Origin of the sequence: Pseudomonas sp. S31, from assembly GCF_016648105.1 — a bacterium.
Lineage (GTDB): Bacteria > Pseudomonadota > Gammaproteobacteria > Pseudomonadales > Pseudomonadaceae > Aquipseudomonas.
Map to the genome: position 1 here is coordinate 60,856 of NZ_JACVVE010000028.1, position 16,688 is coordinate 77,543.

The 16,688-nt window shown below is 63.9% G+C and carries 11 protein-coding genes, 1 tRNA gene and 1 pseudogene; 6 read left to right on the top strand and 7 right to left on the bottom strand.

Translation table 11 applies throughout. From position 1 onward, the window contains the following. Positions 1 to 27 precede the first annotated feature (27 nt). The 5 genes from IAE37_RS19810 to IAE37_RS19830 all read right to left on the bottom strand — a co-directional run bounded on the left by IAE37_RS19810 (position 28) and on the right by IAE37_RS19830 (position 8,575). The gene (locus IAE37_RS19810) at positions 28 to 1,227 is read right to left on the bottom strand and encodes an HDOD domain-containing protein (protein WP_201176217.1); all 1,200 of its coding nucleotides are present in this window, start codon (positions 1,225 to 1,227) and stop codon (positions 28 to 30) included. A 136-nt stretch (positions 1,228 to 1,363) separates the two neighbouring features. After that, positions 1,364 to 2,641: a 4-aminobutyrate--2-oxoglutarate transaminase gene (gene gabT, locus IAE37_RS19815; protein ID WP_201176219.1), complete on the bottom strand. Its 1,278-nt coding sequence runs from the start codon at positions 2,639 to 2,641 to the stop codon at positions 1,364 to 1,366. Positions 2,642 to 2,824: 183 nt separating this feature from the next. Continuing rightward, positions 2,825 to 4,267 (bottom strand): NADP-dependent succinate-semialdehyde dehydrogenase, encoded by a 1,443-nt coding sequence (gene gabD / locus IAE37_RS19820; protein ID WP_201176221.1) that lies wholly within the window; start codon positions 4,265 to 4,267, stop codon positions 2,825 to 2,827. 277 nt (positions 4,268 to 4,544) lie between these two features. Further along, positions 4,545 to 6,221 (bottom strand): aryl-sulfate sulfotransferase, encoded by a 1,677-nt coding sequence (locus tag IAE37_RS19825; RefSeq protein WP_201176223.1) that lies wholly within the window; start codon positions 6,219 to 6,221, stop codon positions 4,545 to 4,547. 17 nt (positions 6,222 to 6,238) lie between these two features. Further along, a complete protein-coding gene (locus tag IAE37_RS19830) occupies positions 6,239 to 8,575 on the bottom strand; it encodes a TonB-dependent receptor (protein WP_201176225.1) in 2,337 nt (778 codons plus the stop codon). A gap of 192 nt (positions 8,576 to 8,767) precedes the next feature. Here IAE37_RS19830 and IAE37_RS19835 point away from each other — a divergent pair, with 192 nt between their 5' ends. Further along, on the top strand, positions 8,768 to 9,682 hold the full coding sequence (locus tag IAE37_RS19835; RefSeq protein ID WP_201176227.1) for a LysR family transcriptional regulator: 915 nt from the start codon (positions 8,768 to 8,770) through the stop codon (positions 9,680 to 9,682). Between the two features lie 82 nt (positions 9,683 to 9,764). Here the strand turns inward: IAE37_RS19835 and IAE37_RS19840 are convergent, their stop codons facing one another. Continuing rightward, entirely contained in the window at positions 9,765 to 10,670 is a 906-nt protein-coding gene (locus IAE37_RS19840; RefSeq protein WP_201176229.1) for a TauD/TfdA dioxygenase family protein, read from the bottom strand. A 37-nt stretch (positions 10,671 to 10,707) separates the two neighbouring features. Then, positions 10,708 to 11,763: an ABC transporter substrate-binding protein gene (locus IAE37_RS19845; protein WP_201176230.1), complete on the bottom strand. Its 1,056-nt coding sequence runs from the start codon at positions 11,761 to 11,763 to the stop codon at positions 10,708 to 10,710. A gap of 334 nt (positions 11,764 to 12,097) precedes the next feature. Here IAE37_RS19845 and IAE37_RS19850 point away from each other — a divergent pair, with 334 nt between their 5' ends. The 5 genes and pseudogenes from IAE37_RS19850 (at position 12,098) to IAE37_RS28865 (ending at position 16,568) form a co-directional block, all read left to right on the top strand. Continuing rightward, on the top strand, positions 12,098 to 13,657 hold the full coding sequence (locus IAE37_RS19850) for an ABC transporter permease (protein WP_328822761.1): 1,560 nt from the start codon (positions 12,098 to 12,100) through the stop codon (positions 13,655 to 13,657). Continuing rightward, positions 13,654 to 14,517, top strand: a complete 864-nt coding sequence (locus IAE37_RS19855) for an ABC transporter ATP-binding protein (RefSeq protein WP_201176231.1) — start codon at positions 13,654 to 13,656, stop codon at positions 14,515 to 14,517. The genes IAE37_RS19850 and IAE37_RS19855 overlap by 4 nt, the downstream gene beginning before the upstream one ends. Positions 14,518 to 14,646: 129 nt before the next feature. Continuing rightward, positions 14,647 to 14,723 (top strand) — tRNA-Arg (locus tag IAE37_RS19860). Between the two features lie 105 nt (positions 14,724 to 14,828). Further along, a complete protein-coding gene (locus IAE37_RS19865) occupies positions 14,829 to 15,911 on the top strand; it encodes a site-specific integrase (RefSeq protein ID WP_236410062.1) in 1,083 nt (360 codons plus the stop codon). Positions 15,912 to 16,072: 161 nt separating this feature from the next. Next, positions 16,073 to 16,568: pseudogene (locus IAE37_RS28865) on the top strand (HIT family protein). Positions 16,569 to 16,688: the final 120 nt, after the last annotated feature.

Consider the following 16,688-nt stretch of genomic DNA (forward strand, 5'->3'; position numbering starts at 1 on the left):
CGGCCCGGCGCCCCGGCAAGGTCGCTCCTACCTGAGGCGTGTCAGCTCCGGAAGACCGAGCTTGAGCAGCCGTGCGGTCTTGCCGTCGGCAAGTTTCTCCAGGCCCTGGTCGGCCGGCAGCCGCGCCAGTTGCCCGGCCAGGTTCATGGCCAGGATCTCCCGTGAGTAGACCCCACCCCCGAGCTGGTAGATCGCCGCGATCAGCTCGCGCAGGCTCAGCGGCAAGCGCCAGCGGGTGCGGAGCGCCGAGCCGAAGGCCGCGCCGAAGTCGCCCAGCGAACGTTGCACCTGCACCTCGTCCAGCTCACCACCGGCCAGGCGCCACTCCTGCAGGCAGCGCAGCACCGCCAGGTCGCCGAGGCAATGCAGCAAACCGGCGCAGTAGCACCACTCGGCATCCAGCTCGAGCAGGCGGGCCAGGCTGCTGGCATATTCGGCCGTGTGCAGCGACTGGCTCCAGTAGCGAGCGGCAGGCTCGGCCAACAGCGGATCGCTCAGCCGCGCGCTGCGCTTGAGCGTCAGGCCCAGGATCAGGTTCATGCTCTGGGTGCTGCCCAGCTTGTTCAGCGCCTGCATCAAGGTCTGCACGGGCGCTTCGCGATGCAGCGAGGCACTGTTGGCTGCGGCGATCAGCACGCCGGTGATCTGCGGGTCATTGCGCAGCTCTTGCTCGAGCAATACCAGGTTCAGGCCCTGGGGGTTGAGCGCTCGCTTGATCGCGATCTGCACATCGGCAAACAGCGGCCCGCCATCGGCGCTGGCGCGGCGCTGTTCCAGGTAAGCGGGCAGCTTGGCACCCGCCTGCAACGGCGGGATCGGGCAGGCCACCTGCTCGCCTTCGGCCACCAGCAGGACCTCCAGCCGGCGGCGCAGCTTGTCGAGATCGAGCGGCTTGCCCAGGTACTCGGTGGGATGCAGCGGCAAGGCTTCCTTGACGCTGGCGGCGTCGATGCGGTTGCTCAGCAGGATGAACGGCAGCCCCGGCTTGTCGCTCTTGGCCCGCACCCGGCGCAGCAAGTCCAGGCCGTCGCCACCGGGCAGCTCGCGGGCGGCGATGATCAGGTCGGGCTTGCTCGCCAGCGCGGTCAAGGCCTGGGCGCTATCGGCACACACCTGCAAGCGAGCGTCGCAACGCACGCTGAGCAGGGTTTCGCGCAGCATGTCGCGTACCCATGGATCGCCTTCGGCAATCAATATGCTGGGGGGGATGGGGTCTGCAGCGCTCATTGCCAACTCCTGAGTAATCCTGACATGCACATCCGTCGCAGCTTCCTAGGCGAATCCTTCCACCACGATAGCGCCAAGGCAGTGATCTGGGCATAAAAAAACCCGCCGGAGCGGGTTTTTTCTGGAACCAGTCACATCACGCGAGTTCAGCGAAGCACTCTTCGATGATGGCCAGGCCTTTGTCCAGCAGGGCGTCTTCGGCGGTCAGCGGCACCAGGATGCGCAGGACGTTGCCATAGGTGCCGCAGGACAGCAGGATCAGACCCTTGTCGCGCGCCTTGGCCACGACCTGGGCAACGGCAGCGGCGTTCGGGGTGTGGGTGCCTTTCTCGAAGACTTCCACGGCGATCATCGAACCCAGGCCACGAACATCACCGATCACCGGGAACTTATCCTGGATCTTGCGCAGGCCAGTGGTCAGGTGCTCGCCGACAGCCTTGCTGCGGTCCAGCAGTTTCTCTTCCTCGAACACCTCGATCACGGCCAGGGCTGCGGCGCAAGCGATCGGCGAACCGGCGTAGGTGCCGCCCAGGCCGCCCGGGGCGATGGCGTCCATGTACTCGGCCTTGCCGCACACACCGGCCAGCGGGAAGCCACCAGCGATGGACTTGGCGAAGGTGGTCAGGTCAGGCGCGACGCCCATCTGTTCCATGGCGAAGAAGGTACCGGTACGGCCAGCGCCGGTCTGGACTTCGTCGGCGATCAGCAGGATGCCGTGCTGGTCGCACAGGGCGCGCAGGCGCTGCATCAGCTCTTTCGGCGCTGGCAGGAAGCCGCCTTCGCCTTGTACTGGCTCGAGGATGATCGCGGCGATGTCTTTAGGCTCGGCGTCGTTCTTGAAGATACGCTCGACCGAAGCGATGGCGTCGTCGACGCTGACACCGTGCAGTTCGCTCGGGAACAGCGCGCGGAAGATACCGCCTGGCATCAGGCCCATGCCTGCGGAGTACGGTACTACCTTGCCGGTCAGGCCGAGGGTCATCATGGTACGGCCGTGGTAGCCGCCGGTGAAAGCGATCACGCCGGCGCGGCCAGTGGCGGCACGGGCGATCTTCACGGCGTTTTCAACGGCTTCGGAGCCGGTGGTGACCAGCAGGGTCTTCTTGTCGAAGTCGCCCGGGACCAGCTTGTTGATCTTCTCGCACAGCTCGACGTAAGGCTCGTAGGCCAGCACCTGGAAGCAGGTGTGGCTGACCTTGGTCAGCTGCTCTTGCACGGCCGCTACCACTTTCGGGTGCAGGTGGCCGGTGTTCAGTACAGCGATGCCGCCGGCGAAGTCGATCAGTTCGCGGCCTTCAACGTCGATCACGGTCGAGTTCTTCGCGGTGTCGACGAAGATCGGGTGGATCTGGCCAACGCCACGGGGGACGGCGGCGACACGACGTTGCATCAAGGATTCGTTGGTCTTGCTCATAATGCCCTCATTCGCGCCGATTCGAGCGGCGCTTTTATTCGGGGGTGGCTGGATGTGCCCTTGATCAGTATTCGTTGATCGACTGTCGCGGACGCCCTGGCCACCAGGTACTGCGGTGTAAAAAAGGCCAGCGAGACGTCGCTCTCGCGCCCCGCTGGCAGAGGTAAAGCCTTTACCCGGCGATCAGACGCTGATGCACAGGTATTTGATTTCGAGGTAGTCCTCGATACCGTACTTGGAACCTTCGCGGCCCAGGCCCGAAGCCTTGATGCCACCGAACGGCGCGACTTCGTTGGAGATCAGGCCGGTGTTGATGCCGACCATGCCGTACTCCAGGGCCTCGGCGACACGGAATACGCGGCTCATGTCACGGGCGTAGAAGTACGAGGCCAGGCCGAACTCGGTGTCGTTGGACATGGCGATGACTTCGGCCTCGTCCTTGAAGCGGAACAGCGGCGCCAGCGGGCCGAAGGTCTCTTCTTTAGCGACAGCAGCGGTTTTCGGTACGTCGACCAGAATGGTCGGCTCGAAGAAGTTGCCTTCGATGATCTTGCCACCGGCCAGCACCTTGGCGCCTTTGCCAACGGCATCTTCGATGTGTTCCTGGACCTTGGCGACAGCCTTGCCGTCGATCAGTGGGCCAGTGGTGGTGCCGTCTTCCAGGCCGTTGCCGATCTTCAGCTTGGCGACCGCGGCGGCCAGCTTCTGGGCGAACGCGTCGTAGACGCCGTCCTGCACGTAGATACGGTTGGCGCAGACGCAGGTCTGGCCGTTGTTACGGTACTTGGAGATGATCGCGCCCTCGACCGCCTTGTCCAGGTCGGCGTCGTCGAACACGATGAACGGGGCGTTGCCACCCAGCTCCAGGGAAACCTTCTTGATGTCCTTGGCGCATTCTTCCATCAGCTGGCGACCGATTTCGGTCGAGCCGGTGAAGGACAGCTTGCGTACCAGGGAGTTGCCGGTCAGCTCGCCGCCGACTTCGCCAGCGCTGCCGGTGACGACGCTCAGCACGCCAGCCGGGATGCCGGCACGGGTAGCCAGCTCGACCAGTGCCAGGGCGGAGTACGGAGTCTGCGAGGCAGGCTTGAGCACCATGGTGCAGCCAGCGGCGAGGGCCGGGCCGGCTTTACGGGTGATCATGGCGGCCGGGAAGTTCCACGGGGTGATGGCCGCGGTAACGCCGATCGGCTGCTTGATGACGATCAGACGCTTGTCCGGCTGGTGACCCGGGATGGTGTCGCCATAGACGCGCTTGGCTTCTTCGGCGAACCACTCGATGAACGAGGCGGCGTAGGCGATTTCGCCCTTGGCTTCGGCCAGCGGCTTGCCTTGTTCGGTGGTCATCAGGCGAGCCAGGTCGTCCTGGTGCTCGATCATCAGTTCGAACCAGCGACGCAGCTTGGTCGAACGCTCTTTGGCGGTCAGTGCACGCCAGGCCGGCAGGGCCTTGTCGGCGGCTTCGATGGCGCGGCGGGTTTCCGCGGTGCCCATCTTCGGCACGGTACCGATGACTTCACCGGTGGCCGGGTTGGTCACCTTGATGGTCTGGCCGCTGTCCGCATCCAGCCACTCACCGTTGATGAAGGCTTGCTGGCGGAACAACTGAGCGTCTTTGAGCTGCATGTCGGCTTCCCGAATTGTTGATTGTAGAAAAAGCGTTTGAAATCTCAAACGAATGCTAAGCGGCTGCTGGGGGGTTGGACAATAGCCTGTTCGAAAAAAAGAACGAACGGTTGAACACCCTAGGGGAGATTTTATGGTTTTGCACAATGGCAACTGGCCCCTTCGCGGGTAAACCCGCTCCTACACAGGGCACCCGGGCTGCGGGGCAACTGTAGGAGCGGGTTTACCCGCGAAGAGGCCAGTACAGGTTAGCCGAACAAGCTGAAAATAATGTGAATCAGAACGCCTTGGCCAAGTCGATCACCAGCGCCCGATAGCCGACGCTCCCCGGCTGGCGGCTATGCACCTTGAGCTCCACCAGCACCTCCTGGGTGCCCCGGCGCACCTCGTTGAGCACCGTGGTGGTGAGCTTCTCGGGCGTGAGGAAGTTCACCGATGCCGAATAGATGAACTGGGTATCGGTCTCGGGCCGGTAGGCCACCACCGAGGTCACCGGGCTGTACCACTCGTCGCCACGCTCCTTGCCGTACTCCCACACCTGCTCGACCGTGCCCTGTGCCTCGTCGATCCTGTATTCGACCGCGCGGCTGTAGTTGCCACTGAGCTTGGTCGGGGCGAAGTCGCGTCCCCAGCCATTGTCGAACACGGTCAGCGTGCCTTTGCCGGTCAACCAGGCGGTGTGCTGGGTCCATGACCAGTCGAAGGCCTCGCTGGCAAGCGGGGTCAGCACCTTGTCGCGCAGGTGCTGCGGCCAGCCCTGGGGCGAGGCGAGAATCCACTTCACGGCCTTGTCCCGGCCGATCTTCACCACCCCCTGGTGACGTGCTGAAACGATGATGCTGTCGTCATCGGCGTCGTAGTCGATGGCATTGACGTGGGCCCAGTTGCGCCCGGTGCCTACGCCTGGGATATCGCCGAACGGCAGATCGCCCTCGGCCAGCTCGTTGGCCAGTCGGTCGTCCTGCTTGTGCACCCCCTCGGGCAACTGGATGGCCGCCTTGCCCAAGGTGCCGAGCAAATCGCCGCGGTACGGGTCGAGAATCTGGTTGAGGTCCCAGAAGTCGAGCACGTCACCGGCCTCGTCCACCTCGATGATATGGTCGCGCACCGAGCGCACGCGCTTGCCGTCGGGGCGGCGATAGTCGCTGGTGCCGACCCGCAGCAGATAGGTGCCGTTGGCCGTCTCGCGGATCTCGTGGGAGAAGTCGGCGAACTTGTCCGGCAGGTTGCGCTGCCAGATGCGCCGGCCCAGCAGGTCGTACTTGGAGTAGGTCTGGCCCTGGCCCCAGATCAGCTTGCCGTCGCGGGTCTGCTGGAAACCCATGGTGCCGCCGATGCCATCGCGGCGGTTGGAGTCGTGGATCTGCTCGATGTCCAGGTACCAGCGCACGTCGCCATTGCTGTCGGCGATCCAGTTGTTGCCGACCTGGTCCCACTCGGCGGCGCCGCCATTGGCGTTCCATTTGAAGGCCCGTGCCCCTGGGATTTCGGCCAGAAGATGGTTGAACAGGTACAGGCGGTTCTCGAAGCCCGGGGCGACCTTGACCGGCTCGACCTCGGGCAGCGCGGCGGTCTGCCTGGCCACCACCGGCAGGCGCACCGCCGGCGCATAGACCTGGTAGCGCTGGCGGATGCGTTCGCCGTCGAGCTTGTAGGTCACCTCGACTTCGTTGACGTGGTCCGGGTACAGCCCGAACACCGGGATACCGCCGTAGGTCCACAACGAGCGATCCGACACCTCGTAGGCGATGTCGATACCCCGCTCGCCGCGGCCCAGCACCCGCACGTGGGCACCGCTCAGGCTGCGCCCGCCGTCGCGGATGATCGCCGTCAGCGGCGCCAGGCGGTACGGGTTGACCACCACGTCGCCGAGCAGGGCATCGTCGCGCTCGGGCACCTTGGCGGTCAGGCAGGCGCCTTCGGGCAGCGCAGGGTTTTCGGTCTTGGCATTCATGGCAAAGCTCCTTGTGCTCAGAAGTCGTATCGGGCGGTGGCGCCCACGGTGCGTGGCGTGCCGAGCACGCCGGCATAGCCGCCATTGGCGGAGTTCCACAGGCTGGTGAAGTAGGTCTTGTCGCCGGCGTTCTTCACCCATAGCGACAGGTCGAGTACGCCGTCGCCCTGGTCCAGGCGCACGCCGGTGGACAGGTTGACCAGCGCGTAGCTGGGGATCTGCCCGTAGTCGGAATCGTCGATGGTGCCCACAGCCTTGGAGCGGAACGCGTAGCTGGCGGTGACATAGGGCTCGACATGCTGGGTCAGCTGCCATTTGTACTGGGCGTTGAGGTTGGCGATGTATTTGGAGGCGCCAACCACCTGGTGGCCGGACAGGTCGCAGGTGGCGGTAGCATTGGCCAGGCTCACTTCCGGCGGGCACGGGGCGTCGTCGTATTCGGTGTAGCGCACATCGTTCCACGAGCCGTTGAAGTTCACCGTCAGGCCGCGCACCGGCAGCGCCGTGGCCTCGAACTCCAGGCCACGGGAGCGCACGCGGCCGGCATTGGCCAGGTACTGCACGCGGTTGACCTGATCGTAGACATTGGCCTGGTAGCCATGCACTTCGGCCCAGAACAGGTTGGTATTGAGCTGCAGGCGGTCGTCGAACAGGGTGCTCTTGAGGCCGACCTCGGCATTGTTGACCCGCTCGGTACCGACCAGCAGCGAGTCGGTGCCCAGCCGCGGCGCGGCGCCGACGGTGAGGTTGATGCCCCCGGACTTCTCGCCATGAGTCAGGGTCGCATAGCCGAGCAGTTGTTCGTTGAAGCGGTAGCTCAGGCCGAGCAGCCCCGAGGGGCTGAAGCTGTACTGGTTGAGATCGCCCGAATCGTAAGCGCCCACCCGCCCCTGGCGCGCGGCGGCAGCGGCGCCGCTGACCGGATCGCCGCCGATCGGCGCGTCGCGGGTCACCGAGGCGGTCTTCTCCTCGTAGGTGCCACGAATGCCGGCGGTGAAGTCCAGGCGATCGGTGACATGCCAGGTGCCCTGGGCGAACAGCGCATAGCTGTCGGTGTCGATGTGGCCATCGCCCAGGGTGGTGACATTGTTCAACGCACCGGTCGGCGTCTGGTTCCAGATGTCGGCCTGCGGACCGTAGTAGGTGAACGAGGTGTTATCCAGGTCTTGCTTGAAGTAGTAGGCGCCCAGCACGTAGTCGAAGGCGCCACCGGTGGGGGACGCCAGGCGGATCTCCTGCGAGTACTGCTTGTCGCGCACCGAGACCCCGGCGTTGTAGAACACCGGCACATTCAGGCCGTCGTCGTTGCGCGGGGTGAAGTCCCACCAGCGGTAGGCGGTGATCGAGGTCAGGGTGAAATCGTTGGGCAGGGTCCAGTTGGCCTCCACCGAGGTACCGCCTTGGAACACCGTCACCTGCTGGTCTGAATCGAAGTTGACCTTGCGGTCCTTGCCCGAAACCAGGGTCGCGCCAGCCTGGGCCGCCAGGCTTTCGTAGCGGTTGACGCCATTGATGGTCGGGCCGGTGCTGTACAGGCTGAGGATGCCGTTGTTGGAATCCTCTTCGTTGTATTCGCCGATCCAGCGCAGGTTGAAGGTGTCGCTCGGCTGGAACAGCAACTGGGTACGGAACCCCTGGCGCTTGCCGCCGTTGAGGTCGTCGCCGTTGTGCACGTTCTTCACGTAGCCGTCGTCCTCGGTGCGGTAGGCACTGATGCGCCCGGCCAGGGTGTCGCTGATCGGCCCGGAGAAACTGCCTTGGGTCTGCAGGTAACCGTCCTCGCCGATCGATTGCTGGATGCTGCCTTCACGGTGGAAGGTCGGTTTGCGTGTGGTGATGTTGAGCACGCCGGCGGTGGTGTTCTTGCCGAACAGGGTGCCTTGCGGGCCACGCAGCACCTCCAGTTGCTCGACGTCGAGCAGGTCGAACACCGCCATGCCAGGGCGCCCGAGGTAGACGTTGTCGAGGTAGATGCCGACGCTGCCCTCGAGGCCGTCGCTGGCCGGGTTGTTACCCAGGCCCCGGATCGAGATGCTCGACTGCCGTGCATGCACGTAAGCGACATTGGTGCTGGGCACCAGTTGTTGCAGGTCCTGCACGCGGTAGATGCGCTGGGTTTCCAGGGTTTCGCTGTCGAGCACGCTGATAGGCGTCGGCACGCTTTGCGCGGTTTCCTCGCGACGCCGGGCATTGACCGTGACGGTGCCAAGCTTGGCGTCCTGCTCCAGCGCCGGGGAGGCGCTGGCGGCCTCTTCGGCATAACTGCCATTGGCGGCCGCCAGCAACACGCCAGCGGCCAGGGGTTGCAAGGCAAGACGCGACGCGCGCGCCGGCCAACGGGAAACTCCGGACATGCAAATGCTCCTTGAGGCATGGGCCCTGGCGAGCATTTCCGTTGGCGGAACCGAATCGCGGTCAGTTGGGCTTATATTCTTTTAAGAGATATAAATATTTGTATTTCATATTTAGTGGAATAAGTAACAGCCTTTATAAGGGGACAGGCCCTTCCCATCAATTGCATTCGACCGAAAGTTTTCATGTAGAAAATGCATATCGATCTCCGTCAGCTTCGTCACTTCATCGCCTTGGTCGAACACCGCAGTTTCGTGGCTGCGGCCGCCGCAGTGAACCTGTCGCAATCGGCTTTCAGCCGCAGCATCCAGACCCTGGAGCACAATGTCGGCTGCCGCCTGGTGGACCGCGCCAGCAAGGAGCTGGCGCCCACCCGCCAGGGGCTGCTGGTGCTGGAGCATTCGCGGCGCCTGGTGCATGGCGCACACAACCTGGTGAACGAAATCCATCAGTTCAACGGCGCCACCACCGGCGTGGTGCGCTTCGGCTCTGGGCCGGCGCCGGCTGGCGGCTTGGTACCCCGGGCGGTGGCGCGCTTCGTCGCCGAGTACCCGGCCGCGCGCACCTGCTTCCAGGTGGACAACTGGCAGGCGCTGAACCGCAAGCTGGTGGCCGAGGAGATCGAGTTCTTCGTCGCCGACACGCGCCAGTTCGAGTCCGACCCGGACTACCACGTGCACAAACTCGCGCCACAGCGCTGGCATTTCTGCTGCCGCGCCGGGCACCCATTGGCCGGGCGCGCGACGCTGCAGGCCCATGAGGTGTTCGACTACCCGCTGGCGACCACTTTCCGGCCACCGAACATCCGCAAGATCCTCAGCGACCTCAGCGGCCGCCAGGACTTCCTGCCGTCGGTGGAATGCGAGCATGGCTATGCGCTGCTGAACGTGGTGTTGCAATCGGACACCATCGGCATCGCCTGCAATGCCAACTTGCGACCGTACCAGGGCGAACGCGGGTTGGTGGCGCTGGAACTGGCCGACCTGACGGCCGAGCAGGAGGAGGCGTTCTACACCCGCTACGGGGTGGTGAGCCGGGTGGGGTATGGCCTGTCGCCGTTGGCGCAGGGGTTGGTCAGGCAGTTGATCGCTTGTGATACCGAACTGTAGGAGCGGGTTTACCCGCGAATGCGATGTTGGCCACACCGTCGCATTCGCGGGTAAACCCGCTCCTACAGGATCTGATTTGCCATCAACCTTTGCGAATGGTCCGGCTCAGCTGCCCATCCACGCCCACCGGCACCTCACCCGCCAACGTCACCCTACGCACGATGCGTGGCTGGGTGCCGTAGTCATCCACCGCATAATGCTGCGTCGCGCGGTTGTCCCAGATCGCCACGTCCCCCGCCTGCCAGCGCCAGCGCACGGTGTTCTCCAGGCGCGTGACATGCCCCTGCAGCACGGCGAACAGATGCTGCGAGTCGGCCAGCGAATAACCCTTGATGCGTTTCACGAAATGCCCCAGCTGCAGCACACGCTCACCGCTGATCGGGTGCACCCGCACCACCGGGTGCTCGGTCTCGTACACCGTCGAGGTGAACACCTTGCGATAGCGTTCGAGCTTGGCTGGATCGACGTCGGGCTTGAGCGAGGCATAGTCGTACTCGTTGCTGTGCACCGCCCACAGCTGGTCGGCCAGCGCGCGCAGCGGCTCGGGCAGTTCCTGGTAGGCGCTGGCGGTGTTGGCCCAGACCGTGTCGCCACCCGAGCTCGGGGCCACCACGCTACGCAGGATCGAGGCCTTGGGGTAGGCATCGACGAAGGTCACGTCGGTGTGCCACGAGTTGGCCCGCTGGCCTTCGGCGCCATCGAGTTGCAGCAGGTAGCTGGTGCCGTCGACCACCGGCACCGTGGGGTGCGCGACCGGTTCGCCGAGGCGCTTGGCGAAGGCTTCCTGGCCCTGGTCGTCGAGGTGGCCCTGGCCACGGAAGAAGATCACCTTGTGTTTCACCAGCGCCGCCTGGATGGCGTCGAGGGTGGCGGCGTCGAGGTCGGCGGACAGCTCGATGCCACGAATTTCCGCGCCGATGCGGCCGGCAACGGGCTGGATGTCGAGTTCGAGGGCGTGTGGCGCGGTGGCCAGTGCGGCATTGCTCATGGTCGTGGTCCTTGCGGTCATGGTCGGGGAAGAAGATTCAGCGAGCCGCCTGCACGGCCTGCTGTTGTTGCAGGGCTACATCGAGAAAGCGCGGCTCGACCCAGTCGGCCACCTGGAAGGTTCGGCGGATCAGACGCTCCTTGGCCGCCAGGTCGACGCCCTGCTGCAACTGGCCGATGAAGCCGGCATCCAGGTGCGGGTCGAAGTAATGGGCCAGATCTTCCTCGGCCAGGTCGTCGGCGAGGATGCTGCGCGGCCAGCTGGCGTTGTTCGCCACCAGGTCGATGAAGGCATCGCGGTTATGGGCGTCGGTGAGCCAGGCCGTGGCACGTTGCTGCACATTGACCAGGCGCTGGACCAGGTCGGGGTGCTGACGAATGAACGCGCCAGTGCCCAGCAGCACCGCCTGGGTGCTGCCGGCCCCTTCGAGATTGCGGGAGTTGACCGGCAGCTCGACCAGGCCGCGCTCACGCAGCGCCAGCAAGTTGGACAAGCCCCAGGTGGCGTCGATCTGCTTGGCGGCCAAGGCCGCGTTGGCGGCGTTGAAATCGAGGTTGATCACTTTCAGGTCACGTTCGGACAGCCCCTGGCTGGCCAGGGCACTGGCGAACGACAACTGGTTGGCGGTGCCGCGGAACACCGCCACGCGCTTGCCCTTGAGATCGTGCAGGGTCTTGATGCCCGAACCCGGCACCACGCCCAGGTAGCTCTTCACCCCGCGTACCCCGGCGGCCAGCACCCGGGTGTCGAGGCCATTGGCCTTGCCGACGATCGCCGCCAGGTCGCCAAGGTAGGCGAAATCGGCCTGACCGTTGGCCAGCGCTTCGTTGACCACCGGCCCCGCGCCCTTGAAGAACAGCCAGTCGATGCGGATGCCGTCCTTGGCGAACTCCTGCTCCAGCAGCTGCTGGTCACGCAGTACATCGACCACGCCCCCGGCGCTGTGCTTGCTGCCCGCGCTGAGGTCGGGCACGGCAATGCGAATGCTCGCCGGGTTGGCGACCTCGGCGGCTGCAGCAGTCTGGCCGGTCAGGGTGAAGGCGGTGAACAGGCCGACAGCGGTCAGCAGTCGGCGTAGCGGTGTTGGGGTCATGGCTCGGCTCCTTGGCAGGCTGCCACCGGCGAAGGCCGGCGCGTTGGCCAGAAGCTAGGCAGGTCCGGTTAGAACCTACAAAGATCAAAACTTCATCTTTTGCTAACCAAAAGACATAAATGAAGCGCCATGCGGGCCTGCGCAGGGCTTGCGGAAAACGCATGGAAAATATGAGGAAAACGCAATGCCAAGGGGCTTCCGAATGCACGGGCCGCATGGTCTTATCTCTTGAAAGATGCTTGTTGAATTTTTTAATTCCATAAGTGAATAAACTAGGAACGCTTCGGGAGAATGCCGGGTGAATGGAGTTCTGGGTCGCCGCCGCAGGTGGCTTGTGGGGCCGCTGCGCGGCCCATTCGCGACAGGAGACCGCTCCCACTGGCAACGGGTCCTGCCTTGGGTGGTGCCAATCGCGGTAGCGCTGTTGTGGGCCGTGGCCAGCCGCCAGCATTGGATGAGCGAGCAGATCCTGCCGCCGCCGGCGCTGGTCTGGCAAAGCGCGCTGGAGTTCGGCTCCGGCGAACTCTGGGGGCACCTGTGGATAAGCCTGCAGCGATTGGCCTGGGGCTTGCTGGCCGGGGTCGCCAGTGGCTTGTTGTTGGGCACCTGGTTGGGTACTTCGCGGCGCGCCCAGGCCCTGGTGCTGCCGACCTTCGTGGCCCTGGCGCAGATCCCCACCCTGGCCTGGATCCCGTTGTTCATGTTGTTCTTCGGTATTGGCGAACTGCTCAAGCTGGTGGTGCTGGTCAAGGCCGTGGTGGTACCGGTGACCTTGCACACCTTGGTCGGTGTGCGCGATGCCCAGCCCAGGTTGCGCGAAGCCGCCGCCGTGCTGCGCCTGCCGCGCCACCTGTTGTTCCTGCGCCTGCTGCTGCCTGCCGCCCTGCCCGCCTTCCTCACCGGTACCCGGCTGGCTCTGGCCACCGGCTGGACCTCGTTGCTGGCCGTGGAGTTGCTGGCCTCCAGCGAGGGCATCGGGTACCTGATGGTGTGGGGTCGGCAGCTGTTCATGCTCGACCTGGTGCTGCTGTGTATCCTGGTGATCGGCGTGGTCGGCGCACTGATGGAACGCAGCTTCGCCAGCCTGGAAAAACACCTGTTGTACTGGCCGCAGCCGGCCACTGGCGAACAGGCCCGCGGCGCCCTCCCGCGTGGCTGGCAAAGCCTGCTGCTGCCGTTGGCGCTGCTGGGGCTGTGGCAGGCCAGCAACAGCTTCGGCTGGATCGACAGCAACATCCTGACCGCCCCTTTGGACGTGCTGCGCAGCCTGCTCGAAGGGTTGCATGACGGCTCGTTGCCCGAGGCCCTGCTGCTGAGCCTGCAACGCACCCTCGCAGGCCTGTTCCTCGGCGCCAGCGCGGGGCTGCTGGTCGGCCTGCTGCTGGGCCTGTCGCCGATCGCCGAGCGCTTGTTCGGCCCGAGCCTGTCAGCACTGCGGCAAGTGGCGCTGTTCGCCTGGGTACCCCTGCTGACCGCATGGTTTGGCCTGGGTGAAGGCGCCAAGCTGGTGTTCGTCGGGCTGGCGGCATTCTTCCCACTGCTGATTGCCACCCAGCGCGGCATCGCCGGTCTGTCGCCGCAGCTCGGCGAGGCGGCGCGCACGCTGCGCCTGAGCCTTTGGCAACGCCTACGCCTGCTGGTGCTGCCAGGCGCCGCGCCAGCGATCTTCGCCGGCCTGCGCCTGTCGTTGATCTACGCCTGGCTGGGCACCATCGGTGCCGAATACTTCATGCCCTCGGACGGCGGCATCGCCAGCCTCATGCTGGGCGCCCAACAACTGTTCCGCATGGACCAGGTCATGGCCGCCATGCTGTTGATCGGCCTGGTCGGCGCCCTGCTCGGCACCTTGGGCCAACGTCTCGAATCACGCGCCACGCGCTGGAGAACCGCATGAATGCATTCAATACGTCGCACCTGCAAGCGGCCAACCAGGCCGATGCCACGCCGCCCCGGGTCAGCTTCGAGGGCGTGGGCAAGGTGTTCAGCGTCGATGGCCAGCCCTTCGAAGCCATTCGCGACTTCAACCTGTCGATCAACGAGGGCGAGTTCATCGCCATCGTCGGCGCCTCAGGTTGCGGTAAGTCCACCCTCCTGCGCCTGCTGGTGGGGCTGGACACCGACTACAGCGGCCAGATTCGCGTCGATGGCCAGCGGATCGAGGGCATTGGCGGCGAGCGGGGCATCGTGTTCCAGGAGCACCGCCTGTTCCCCTGGCTGACGGTCGAGCAGAACATCGCCCTGGGCCTGGTCAATGAGCCCCTGACCCAGGGCGAGCGTGCCCGCCGAGTCCACGAATTCGTGCTGCTGGTCGGCCTGAACGGTTTCGAGTCGGCCTACCCGCACCAACTGTCCGGCGGCATGGCGCAGCGTGTGGCGATCGCCCGCGGCCTGGTAGCGAGCCCGCGGATCCTGCTGCTCGACGAACCGTTCGGTGCGCTCGATGCGCTGACCCGCCAGCAGTTGCAGGACGAACTGCTGGCCATTCGCGAACGTGCCGGCATCACCACCCTGCTGGTGACGCACGACGCCGAGGAAGCCACCTACCTGGCCGACCGCGTGGTGGTACTGGAACCACGGCCAGGGCGAATCAAGTCAGTCATCGACATCGACCTGCCGCACCCACGCCTGCGCACCGGAGTAGCCCTGCACGGGCTGCGCGAGCAAGTGCTGCAGCAGATCACCGGCGAGATCGGGCCGGTCCGGGCCACAGCGCGCCGGGTCGAGGGCCTACGCCCGGAACTGATCGCCCTCTGAGGCAGGCGCCAGGTGATAAAGAAGTCTCACCCGGCCCTGCGTCCCTGAGGCACTCCCCCCAGGCAGAAAACGGCTACAGATCAAGGCGATGGACGCAACCGAATCAGATCGGTATCATGCCTGCGCGTTGCACTCGTAGCTCAGCTGGATAGAGTACTGCCCTCCGAAGGCAGGGGTCGTGGGTTCGAATCCCGCCGAGTGCGCCATCTTCTTTCCCTTGTGTCACAAGGGGTTAGCGCTCCTGACAGAAACCTGTCCTAGTCCTGAAAGTCGTTTTTGCCACAAATTTGCCACACTCAAGTGTGGTGGGAATGGTCGAAATGGCAACAATCAGGAATCGCGGCGAGTATCAGTGGGAAGCGCAAATTCGCCGTAAGGGCTATCCAGCCCAGCGCAAAACCTTCGAAACCAAAGCCGACGCCCAAGCCTGGGCACGTATGATCGAAAGCGAAATCGACCGAGGCATCTTTGTTTCTCGGGTTGAGGCTGAACGTACCGCTTTTCATCAGCTCATTGATCGCTATATCTCCGAGATTGCCCCGAAGCATAAAGGTGCATACTCGGAAATCAAACGACTCGAAGCGCTCAAGCGCCATCCGCTGGCGACGCGCATCGTCGCCACCCTCACCTCATCGGACTTTGCCCGCTACCGTGACGAGCGGTTGAAGATGCGCAAGGGTAATACCGTGAAACGTGAGCTTGCCTTGTTTCAGTGTGTGATCGAGGTCGCCCGCCGCGAGTGGGGTATTCACCTAGCGGAGAATCCAGTGCGGATGGTCAGCCGCCCCAGCTATAACGACGAACGCTCACGGCGGCTTGACCCGATTGAAGAGCAGTACATCCTCAGCGCTTTGGAGCTGTGCGAACGTCGTGCGGACGGTACCTATGCGGAGGCCTCTCACAATCCTTGGATACGCCCCATCGTCCAGTTAGCGATCGAGACAGCCATGCGTCGTGGCGAAATCTTCGAGCTGCGCTGGAAGCACGTGAACCTGGACCGCCGGACCGCGCATTTGCCAGCGACCAAGAATGGATTGCCGAGGACGATTCCGCTCTCACCGAACGCTATCAAACTATTGAAAGAGCTACCGCGCTCCCTCTGCGGTCGGGTCTTCCCCACCACCGCCGATGCTCTCAAGAAGGCGTTTGTCCGAGGTCTGGAGCGCGCGCGGGCAAAATACCTGGCAGACTGTGATCAAGCTGGTGTGGTGCCCCAAGAGGATTTCCTGCTAGACCTACGTTTTCACGACTTGCGGCATGAAGCTACTTGTCGGCTTGCCACCAAACTGCCGAATCTCATCGAGTTGGCCAGCGTGACTGGACACCGTGAGGTGAACATGCTAAAGCGGTACTACAACATCACGGCAGAGGAGCTGGCGGCCAAGCTGGCCTGATTTGGTATCAGCTGAATGAGTACGCTATCTGTGCGTAGCTGTGTGAACTCAACTAGTCGCCTGAGGCAACCGAGTGCTGCTGACGCGAAGCTGCGCCTCACGAAGGCAGCAATCGGCCAAGCGCAATGCTAACCTGCGCCGGGTCCACTCAAGGTCGCCTCATGGACATACCGTCTCGCTTCATCATCCATGAATCTAGGTACTGGGTTCTTAATCACCGCATAAACAGTGCGTGCCAGGCTACTTGATGCTTAGTGCAAAGCAGGTGACCAATTCCTTGGCTGCGCTTCCGACCCAAGCGCAAGCGGAGTTGGGTGTCTTGCAGGCGCGAGTTCAGAAAACCATCGAAGATCATTTACATCCAAAACGTTTGTACATCGGCCGCTATGGGCATGATGCCGGATACTCCATTCACTTCCATTCATTCCGGTCTATGCTTGGGTAGAAGCTTGGTTTTGGGCAGACGAAAGGTACAGGTGCTAGACACCTTCGGTTCGATCGACAGTGCGCTGCCGCAAACAGATGGCGCAGAACTGACGCTTTTTGTGTGGCGTGAGTTTTTGTGAGCGATCTGTGGCACCACCGGTCCAAGGCCCTTCCGTTGATCACGTTATTGCGACCCTGCGTAGCGCATTCGATTTTCAGCAGCCTGGTTAACGTGAATACGGTCAGGCCTCGCGACCGGCCGGGTCGATAACGGACGGTTGCGACTTAGCGATATCGACCCATAGATCTCAGAAACAGAGCGTGAGTCCCAGCGAACGGTACGAATCGTCC